The sequence below is a fragment of the Psychrobacter sp. Pi2-51 genome (genome assembly GCF_904846665.1).
Lineage (GTDB): Bacteria > Pseudomonadota > Gammaproteobacteria > Pseudomonadales > Moraxellaceae > Psychrobacter > Psychrobacter glaciei.
In genome coordinates this window covers 37,015-46,644 of sequence record NZ_CAJHBP010000024.1, presented here as the reverse complement: position 1 = coordinate 46,644, position 9,630 = coordinate 37,015, and the positions used below count along the sequence as shown (strand labels likewise).

The 9,630-nt window shown below is 44.5% G+C and carries 5 protein-coding genes; 2 read left to right on the top strand and 3 right to left on the bottom strand.

Going from position 1 to position 9,630, the window contains the following annotated elements:
* Positions 1 to 401: 401 nt before the first annotated feature.
* From JMY08_RS11535 to JMY08_RS11525, 3 genes are all read right to left on the bottom strand, one after another.
* The gene (locus tag JMY08_RS11535) at positions 402 to 4,802 is read right to left on the bottom strand and encodes an ESPR-type extended signal peptide-containing protein (protein ID WP_201593452.1); all 4,401 of its coding nucleotides are present in this window, start codon (positions 4,800 to 4,802) and stop codon (positions 402 to 404) included.
* Between the two features lie 624 nt (positions 4,803 to 5,426).
* Complete coding sequence (gene pssA / locus JMY08_RS11530; RefSeq protein WP_227679668.1) at positions 5,427 to 6,329, bottom strand: CDP-diacylglycerol--serine O-phosphatidyltransferase; 903 nt, start codon at positions 6,327 to 6,329, stop codon at positions 5,427 to 5,429.
* A gap of 74 nt (positions 6,330 to 6,403) precedes the next feature.
* Positions 6,404 to 7,279 (bottom strand): 23S rRNA (adenine(2030)-N(6))-methyltransferase RlmJ, encoded by an 876-nt coding sequence (locus tag JMY08_RS11525; protein ID WP_010196880.1) that lies wholly within the window; start codon positions 7,277 to 7,279, stop codon positions 6,404 to 6,406.
* A gap of 140 nt (positions 7,280 to 7,419) precedes the next feature.
* Here JMY08_RS11525 and JMY08_RS11520 point away from each other — a divergent pair, with 140 nt between their 5' ends.
* Both JMY08_RS11520 and dapE read left to right on the top strand, forming a co-directional pair.
* Positions 7,420 to 8,175, top strand: a complete 756-nt coding sequence (locus JMY08_RS11520) for a 2OG-Fe(II) oxygenase (RefSeq protein WP_201593451.1) — start codon at positions 7,420 to 7,422, stop codon at positions 8,173 to 8,175.
* A gap of 93 nt (positions 8,176 to 8,268) precedes the next feature.
* Entirely contained in the window at positions 8,269 to 9,486 is a 1,218-nt protein-coding gene (dapE, locus tag JMY08_RS11515; RefSeq protein ID WP_201593450.1) for a succinyl-diaminopimelate desuccinylase, read from the top strand.
* The last annotated feature ends 144 nt before the right edge of the window (positions 9,487 to 9,630 follow it).

The following is a 9,630-nucleotide window of genomic DNA, read 5'->3' as shown; positions in this document are numbered from 1 at the left end:
TGGGTTATTAATGTGTAATCTACACACTAGTTACTTCCAGCTCGTCTTGATGAGGGCGTATTATAGACGCTTTAAATCTCGTGTCAAGAGGTAATTTCTATTTAGTTTGAAGTAAATGTCTCATCACTCATTCTAAACAGCCTTCCCTTTCGACTAGGGCGCATTATACGGGGTTTTAGAGCTGGGTCAAGGGGTTTGATAGACTTATCTTATCTAAATAGAATCAGTTTATATATTTTAGACATTTGAGCTAGCGCACTGAGAGTATTGTATGCACAAAACATTGCTATCAAATGGCTAGTAGGACGATATAAGCCTTATAGGAATTAAGCAAAGCCAATTCAGAACTGGCTTTGCTTAATATTTAGATTAGAGAGGTATTGATTGATTTAGTCGTTTATTTACCAGCCAAAACCTACACCTACCCCTGCAGATGATTCGTCGTCACTAAAGGCACCACTAAAGGTCAATGACGTATTATCAGAAACTACACGCTGATAACCGATAGCTACTGCTTGCTCGCCTCCTTGAAAGCCCATACCTAGACCTATGCGATTGCGCTGATTCATTCCACTCACACTAGTACCCATGTTTTGAATAGCAGCGCTCATCGCTCCGACTTTATCGATACGCTGATCTTGCTCTTTGAAGCGTGAATCCACATCGCCCCTAAATGAGTTTAAGTTCTGATCGATTGTTGCAAAACGCTGATTGGTATAGTCATTAGCAGTATCTAAAGTTTGACTATCGCCCGCTTGGCTCTGTGCCAGATTGACTGCGTCATGGGAGTCAACACCAGCGGCAATATTGGTAATTCGGCGCTGGTTAGCCGCGCTACCCACCGATACGGTGTTATCAGCACTGGTCTGTGATCCTGCGCCTAACGCGACAGAGTTATCATTAGTCACACTGCTATTAGCACCGATAGCCACTGCATTGGCTGCTTGGACGTTCACCGACTCACCGATAGCAACGGAGTTTGAGGCATTAGTCTCGTTCGCAAAAGTTGGTGAACTATTGGTATCAACTGTTACCGCTGTAGCACCCACTGTTGCGTTGCTACCTAGTACTACTGAGTTACTGGTAGTATCACCAATGATGTTGTCGTTACCAACTGCATAATTGGCGTTACCACCAACAATATTAGGATCTCCAAATGCACCTGAGCGATCACCTGAAATGATGTTGCCATTACCCACGCTGGTAGATTGATCGCCAGTCACTGTATTATTAGTGCCTATGGCGATGCTGTCCTTACCTTTAGATTGAGCGTTAACTCCGATTGCTATCGCACCGTCAGCAGTAGCGCCATTACCGTTATAATTACCTGCATCTTCACTGTCACTAGAGCCATTAACGCTAAAGAATCGAGCTTGGCTGTCTTCGATTTTACTTTCTAATTCAATTTTAGCTTCTTCGCTAATACCTGAATCACCTTTGTCTCCTTTAGCGCCGTCGATACCATCCTGACCTGTAAGTCCTTGAGCACCATCAACACCGTCTTTACCGTTAGTGCCATCAGCACCATCTTGACCACTAATGCCGTCTACGCCATTAGTACCATTCTGACCGTTGATCCCATCAACACCATTAGTGCCGTTTAAACCATCTGTTCCGTTTTGACCTGCTGGACCTTGTGCACCATCTTGACCATTAATGCCGTCTACGCCATTAGTACCATTCTGACCGTCAATACCGTTTGTTCCATTGATGCCGTCAGACCCTGCTAGACCTTGAGGGCCAGTTTCACCTTTATCGCCTTTGTCCCCTTTAGGTCCAGGGGTTAATGCGATGTTGGTTATTTGTCCTTGCAAATCTGTCAACCTGCCATCCACTGCGGTAAATGCTGAACCGACATCACTGTAGTCAGTCTTATTGATACGATAAGTTGGTGCTTGAAAAGCGCCATTAGCACCAAAAGACGCACCACCTCCCAACGCTGTGCTGTAGTTGGTCTCTGTACGCTTGAGCTGAGCCACATTGACCGCATCGGTATCTGTCGTCCCTGCGGCGACGCCTGTGATTTGACGAGTCTGCCAATTAGCAGGATCAGCATTGCTAGTATCACCGACACTCACTGCGGCTAAGGTCGATTGCCATACTGGCGTGGTTCTGGTGTCTGCACCAAAGCCTTGTACGCCTGCGTCGACTGTGGTAATGCTTTGTGACCCTAAGGCGATACTGTTACGAATGTTGGCAGTCGATCCTGTACCCATCGCGATGCTATCGCGAGCGCTGGCGATTGATGAGTTACCAATCGCTGTGGCACGGATATCGCTCGCGGTGGCGCCTATGCCGAGAGCTTCATAGTCTGCTGCTGCGAACTCAAAGATCTGACCACCAGTACCATCGTCTTTAAAGCGTCGACCACTAAAGTCTGTTTGTATAGGGGTGGTCGCAGCAGTAAACTCAGCTTGTACTACTGCACCTACTACTGGCACCTGTGTAAAAAGGCTACCACTACCAACGGCAGTCGCGCCTGATTCTGAAGCTGTGTTACGGCTACCTAACGCTGAGCTATTAAAACCTGAGGCTGTATTACGATTCCCTAGCGCTGAGCTTTCATTACCTGAGGCTTTGTTGCCACGACCAACTGCTGAGCCATCATCACCTGAGGCTACATTATTAAGTCCTACTGCTGAGCTATTATTACCTGAGGCTGTGTTTGAAACACCAACCGCTGAGCTAAGGCTACCTGAAGCGTTATTGATATAGCCTAATGCTGAGCTAAAGTTACCTGAGGCTGTGTTATTACTACCCATTGCTGAGCTGAAACCTCCTGAGGCTTCATTAAAATAACCGACTGCTGAGCTGGAGCTTTTGGAGGCTTTATTAGAGCTTCCAATCGCTGAGCTGGAACTTCCTGATGCTTCATTCGAATAACCTACTGCTGAGCTTGAAAAACCTGAGGCTGTATTATCATTACCAACTGCTGAGCTGAAATCTCCTGATGCTTCATTAAAATAGCCCACTGCTGAGCTGAAATCTCCTGATGCCTGACTATCTACCCCAATCGCTACTGCATTTGTACCTGTCGCGCCGTCATTATTAAAGTTCGAACCTGTACTCGTATCAGTTGAATTGATACTGACGTAACGTGTAGGGTCACCGCTTGACTCTGCGACTTGCTTCAGCTGAGCCACATTGACTGCATCGGTATCTGTCGTACCTGCGGCAACGCCTGTGATTTGGCGTGTCTGCCAGTTGGCAGGATCAGCATCAGAAGTATCACCCACACTCACTGCCGCTAGCGTTGATTGCCATACTGGTGTGGTACTGGTATCCGCACCAAACCCCTGTACGCCTGCATCTACTGTTGTAGTACTCTGACTACCTAAAGCTATGCTGTTACGAATGTTAGCCGTTGACCCTGTACCTATGGCTAGGCTATCACGAGCGCTTGCGACTGAGGTATTACCGATAGCGGTTGCGCGGATGCCACTTGCGGTTGCGCCTATGCCTAAGTCTTCGTAATCAGCATCTGCAAACTCAAAAATTCGACCACCATTACTATCGTCTTTAAAACGTCGACCATTAAAGTCTGTTTGTATAGGGGTTGTCGCAGCAGTAAACTCAGCTTGCACCACTGCATTTGCTACTGCAACTCGTGTATCTTCGCTACCACTACCAATAGCAGCAGCGCCTGCCTCTGATACTGTGTTAGAACTACCCACCGCTGAGCTATTAAAACCTGAGGCTGTGTTGAAACTACCTATTGCTGAGCTAAAACGTCCTGAGGCTTCGTTGACAAAACCCACTGCTGAGCTAAAATCCCCGGCTTCATTTTCAAAACCAACTGCTGAGCTGTAAACTCCTGAGGCTGTGTTATTACTACCTAGTGCTGAGCTGAGATCTGCTGAGGCTTCATTTTCAAAACCAACTGCTGAGCTGTAAACTCCTGAGGCTGTATTACTACGACCTACTGCTGAGCTTGCAAAACCTGAGGCTGTATTACTACGACCTACTGCTGAGCTTGCAAAACCTGAGGCTGTGTTGTTGAAACCTAATGCTGAGCTGTCACTACCTGAGGCTTCATTATCACTGCCTACTGCTGAGCTCGAACGACCTGAGGCTGTGTTACTACGACCTACTGCTGAGCTCGAACGACCTGAGGCTGTGTTACTACGACCTACTGCTGAGCTTTCTATTCCGTTTGATCTATTATCAGAACCTACTGCTGAACTATCATTACTTAATGCAGTATTACCATACCCCACTGCTGAGCTACGTTCTCCCGAAGCGTTATTATAAGTACCTAGCGCTGAACTACGCAGCTTAGAAGCTACGTTCAGACTACCTAGTGCTGAGCTATTATTACCTGAGGCTGCATTGTCGTAACCTACTGCTGAACTGAAACTTCCTGAGGCTGTGTTACGACTACCCATTGCTGAGCTGGAATTTTTTGAGGCTGTATTGTCGTAACCTACTGCTGAGCTGTCACTACCTGATGCTTCGTTAGAACTACCTACTGCTGAGCTGTCACTACCTGATGCTACATTGCCAAAACCACAAGCTATAGCTTGACTACTATTGCCAGTACTGCCACCCGTTAGATTACCACCATCGAGAAAACATACTTCTGCCTGAGCGCTCATTGCTGTCAGTCCTAACGTCATTCCCAATGCGCTACCTATCGCCACCGCGATGGCACGGTGACGCAATATCGCACCTGTCGTACTGGTTGGCACCGTACCCACTTGAGTTAAACGGTTTGATTTGCCACCAGATTTGGCAAGTTCACTCACTGCCATGTAGCAGCCTGTTGAGCGGTTAAAGATAACGCGGTAGACATGGTTTAGCATTAGAGTATCCTGTATATGTAAAGCCACTATCGAAGCAACTGTATGATGACTATCCAAATAGACTGATCGTTGGGCTAGCACTATTAGGCATAGACGTTAGTGTTGATAAACAGTTAAACAAAGAAGCTATTGATTGGGGCATTCCATGAACGGCATGTCCAATAGAAGGTTGAGACATTTTTTTAAAACTTTAAGAGGTGAACCTCTCATCTCTAGAAATATTTATATTCTATTTGGATATAAAAAGAAACGTTATGGACACATATTGGAATATTATATGCTGATTGTAAAGTCATTGTTTTTAATGTGTAACATATAAATATATCCTTTGAAGAATATATCGTGATGCTAGAAAAAAATATTGGCTATGACATGTATGCGTACAGAGTTTTTATTTATTGAAGTTATCTGTTGAATATAGATAACTTCAATGACCTATGTATGACGATATACAAGTTATAAAGAGAATAATGATTTTTTATAAGACACAAAAGAGCCGCTTATTAATAAATAAGCGGCTCTTATAAAATATACTTAGATTTGTTTTAGCATTAACTAACTTAAATGATTAAAGTTTGAAAATAATTAATAGCAGTCTAAAATAAAATATGGAAGACATCAAATTTAGTGTTTAAAATTTGCTTTTATCGTAGTCACGATACCTGACAAAGCATAAATAATACCGATCGCTAAAATACCAACAGGGATGTCATAAAGCACAATACTCATGACTAGTACCCCAATGATAAGAACCACAAACGGTACTTTCTTTTTGTCAAATTCCTTAAAGCTGTAGTATTTAACATTACTGACCATCAGTAAACCGCAAATAACGACCCAAGCCGCGAACAAGAACATTACGAGTGTATCGTACTGTCCTATCCACTGATTATGGTCTATTGCTACCATAACAGCTGAGGTGACCAATATAGCCGCAAGTGGACTTGCTAAACCAACAAAGTATTTTTTGTCGACAGTACCAACCTGCACATTAAACCGTGCCAAGCGGAAAGCACCACAAGCCGTGAATACAAAGGCGCAGCCAAGACCAATACGACCCAAGGGCTGTAGCGCAAAACTATAAATTAAAATAGCCGGTGCAACACCAAAGGCTAGCATATCGGCTAAAGAATCATACTGCTCCCCAAACGGGCTTTGGGCATTGAGCATGCGTGCGACGCGACCATCAGCCCCGTCAAGAATTGCGGATAAAAAGATGGCTAAAGAGGCTTTGTAAAACTCGCCTTGTGTACTCGCCAAAATCGAGTAAAAGCCTGACAATAGTGACAAAGTAGTGATCAAATTGGGCGCTAAATACACACCGCGACTGACCACACGTTTCCCTTCAGCAACTTCTGCCTCAATCACCTCAAAGGTCAAGCCATCGTAGCTGTCATTATCCGCTAAGCGGATATTAAACTCATGCTCATCAACAAAAGGTGGCTGGGTGGCTGCATTATCTTGCAGCAAACCATCGTTTAGAGGCGCATTGTTTGGTTGGCCGATAGGTGGTTGCACGTTTGTCATCTTAATATCCTTGTTGGCCGACATTGCTATTCATTGACCCCGTTGTTTACTAACACCCTTATTTACTGGCGCTATTATTCGCCGACGAGCCAGCGCACATTGGTCGCACTATCAGGCGTTAAGTCTGGGGCATTGGCAACTTTTAGTACTGGCTGCAAGAAACGTAGAATTTCACGCGCATGGTTATCGAACTGCCATGGCGGATTGATAATCAGCATTCCTGTGCCGTTAAGACCTACGGCGATATCGTTAGGATAAATATTTAGCTCACAAACCAACTGACGTCTCATTTCAGTACGTTTTAGCTTTTTATAGAACAGCTCTACCGCTTCAATGTTTTTGATCGGGAACCATAATGCATATGTGCCTTGTGGCCACTTATTATAAGAGTGCACCAATAGGTCGATCAAGCGAGTAAAGTCTTTGTGTTCTTGCTCGTAAGGAGGGTCCAAAAATATGAGACCACGACGTTCTTGTGGTGGAATAACGGCACGAATACCTTCAAACGCATCACGATGATGAATGCCGATTGGCAATTTATGTAGCTGATAGTTAAGCGCATCGTACTCACTGGCTTTGGCTTCAAACGCTTCACCGCGCACGCCTGCATCTGGATTTTTTTCGATATGATGCGCAATCCACCAAGGCGAACCAGGATAGACTTTTTTGTCATAAGTGAAACGGGCTTGCTTGATACCTTCTATATAGTCTTTGACAGCAGGCGGTGCTTTTTCGACATCAGCCTTTACTAAAGATTGGATACCACCTTTAGCTTCTCCTGTCTTGCGCGCCTCTTCACTGGCAAGCGAATACAGTCCACGACCGCCATAAGCATCAAGCACATAAAAAGGTTTGTTTTTTTGCCCCAGCTGGTTGAGTAATTGTACCAATAAAATGTGTTTGACCACATCAGCAAAGTTACCAGCGTGGTAGGCGTGTTTATAGTTCATAAGTTCAAAAGTTTAAATAAGAAAAATTGCATCTATGGTAGCATAGGCAGAGTAAAAGATAACGATGGTTTTGGTAAAAAGGCATCGATTGGCTGTGTATTGTCAGCTAATTGAATGTTTATTGATAACGGCGAGACGAAATGACGAAGATTACTAGCAATCTTGAGGTGACACAATTGGTTGTCGATCAGCCAATCGGTCAGGATAATCCGCCTATGCTGTTTGTCCCAAGTGAAGACTATAGCGATGAGCCGCCAACTCAACACGTCCTGCAAACATCTGACTTTGACGTTGATTGGGAAAACAAGCTAACAGATACGAAGTTTGATAAGTTTGTAGAGGATGGCTGGCTAATCATTGATGATGTCTTTGACAGTACTGCATTATTGGCGCTACAAGCGGAAAGTGGTTTTATTGACTATCGTGATGCAGAGCTGACTGCTGGCATTCGCCTCAGTGATATCCGTGGTGATAAAATCCGCTGGATCACGGAAAATTTCTTTGCTGGTTATTATTATTTGCAAAGTATCAATACACTTGCCGCTTTGTTCAATCGCAGTTTGTTTGCTGGTATTCGTCATAGTGAAGCGCATTATGCTTGCTATCCAGTTGGTTTTGGCTATCAATGGCACAGTGACAATCCGGCTGGTCGTGACGAACGTGTTATTTCGGCCGTGTTTTATCTCAATGATGAATGGGCATCAACTGACGGCGGCGCACTAGAAATCGTCGATACACATGGCCTTCATCATAACGTCATGCCTGTCGCCAACAGATTGATCATATTTGCCAGCGATCTACAGCATCAAGTACAAATCGCTCATCGCCAACGCTACTCTATTGCGACTTGGATGCGCCGTGATGGCTTGGTACCGTTCGTTGAAGACAATATGTAAAGCCCTTAGAAAATACGAAGCAGCGACTGGCTCTATCTTAGCGTTTAATATCAAATATTTATCATCTTAATTTATAATAAAAAAGGTTTATTCATGTCTGACTCCAAGAAAGAAAACCCTACCCATCAGCAAGAAACTCTAGATTTAAGTATTGCGTTATTGGAACGACCTTCCGTCACCCCAGATGATGATGGCTGCCAAGATATGTTGTCAGAACGATTAGCGCAAGCGGGCTTTGACTGCGAGTTTATGTATTTTGGCGATAGAGATAAGACTGGCGAGCATGCTGAAGTCAAAAACTTATGGGCGCGCCGTGGCACAGCCGATCCAGTTATTTGTTTTGCTGGGCATACCGATGTCGTACCAACAGGCGATGAAAACAATTGGACTTATCCACCATTTACGCCAACTATCGCTGACGGTTATCTATGGGCTCGCGGTGCTGCTGACATGAAAACAGGGATTGCCGCCTTTACTGTCGCAGCCGAGCGTTTCGTTGCTAATCATCCTAAGCATAACGGCTCTATTGCTTTTTTAATCACCTCAGATGAAGAAGGCCCATCAATTAACGGCACCGTCAAAGTCATTGAAACCTTAGAAGCACGTCAAGAAAAAATCACCTATTGCTTGGTTGGCGAGCCATCAAGCACCGATACGTTGGGCGATATTATCAAAAATGGTCGTCGTGGCTCATTGGGTGCGGTGCTAACTGTCACTGGTAAACAAGGCCATGTCGCTTATCCGCATCTCGCGTCCAATCCCATCCATGCCGCTATGTCAGCATTAGCAGAACTGACAAACGCCACTTGGGATAACGGCAATGACTACTTCCCTGCGACGTCTCTACAAATTTCTAATATAAATAGTGGCACAGGCGCGACTAACGTCATTCCTGAGACACTCAAAGTCGTGTTCAACTTTCGCTTTTCAACGGAAACGACCGAAGATGAGCTGAAAGCAAAAACGCATGCCATCTTTGATAAGTACTTTAAAGATAGCCAGATTTTAGAGAATCATGCCAGTTATGATATCCATTGGAAATTGTCTGGTCAGCCATTTTTGACCCCAGAAGGTAAGCTAGTGTCTGCTTGCCAGTGTGCGATTAAAGCAGTGACCGATGTTGATACTACATTGTCTACGTCTGGTGGCACATCAGACGGACGCTTCATTGCGCCAACGGGTGCACAAGTGGTTGAGCTTGGCGTGCGTAATGCCACGATTCACCAAGTTGATGAAAAAGTCGAAGTTGATGACTTAGGAAAGCTTGCGCAGATTTATGAGGGGATTTTAGAAAATTTACTACTGGACTAATTGTAGTTATTTAGAGTAAAAAAAGCGCCATCTGATTTAGATTGGCGCTTTTTTATTTATGATTTTGATAGGCATTAATTCAATCACTTAAGTTAATTACTAACTGATAGCTTCTATCAATGCACTTTCATGTTTTTTGCAGCC

Excerpts from the sequence above, each read along its gene's own strand:
- JMY08_RS11535 (WP_201593452.1), bottom strand. The coding sequence starts at position 4,802 with ATGCTAAACCATGTCTACCGCGTTATCTTTAACCGCTCAACAGGCTGC.
- pssA (WP_227679668.1), bottom strand. The coding sequence starts at position 6,329 with ATGACAAACGTGCAACCACCTATCGGCCAACCAAACAATGCGCCTCTA.
- JMY08_RS11525 (WP_010196880.1), bottom strand. The coding sequence starts at position 7,279 with ATGAACTATAAACACGCCTACCACGCTGGTAACTTTGCTGATGTGGTC.
- JMY08_RS11520 (WP_201593451.1), top strand. The coding sequence starts at position 7,420 with ATGACGAAGATTACTAGCAATCTTGAGGTGACACAATTGGTTGTCGAT.
- dapE (WP_201593450.1), top strand. The coding sequence starts at position 8,269 with ATGTCTGACTCCAAGAAAGAAAACCCTACCCATCAGCAAGAAACTCTA.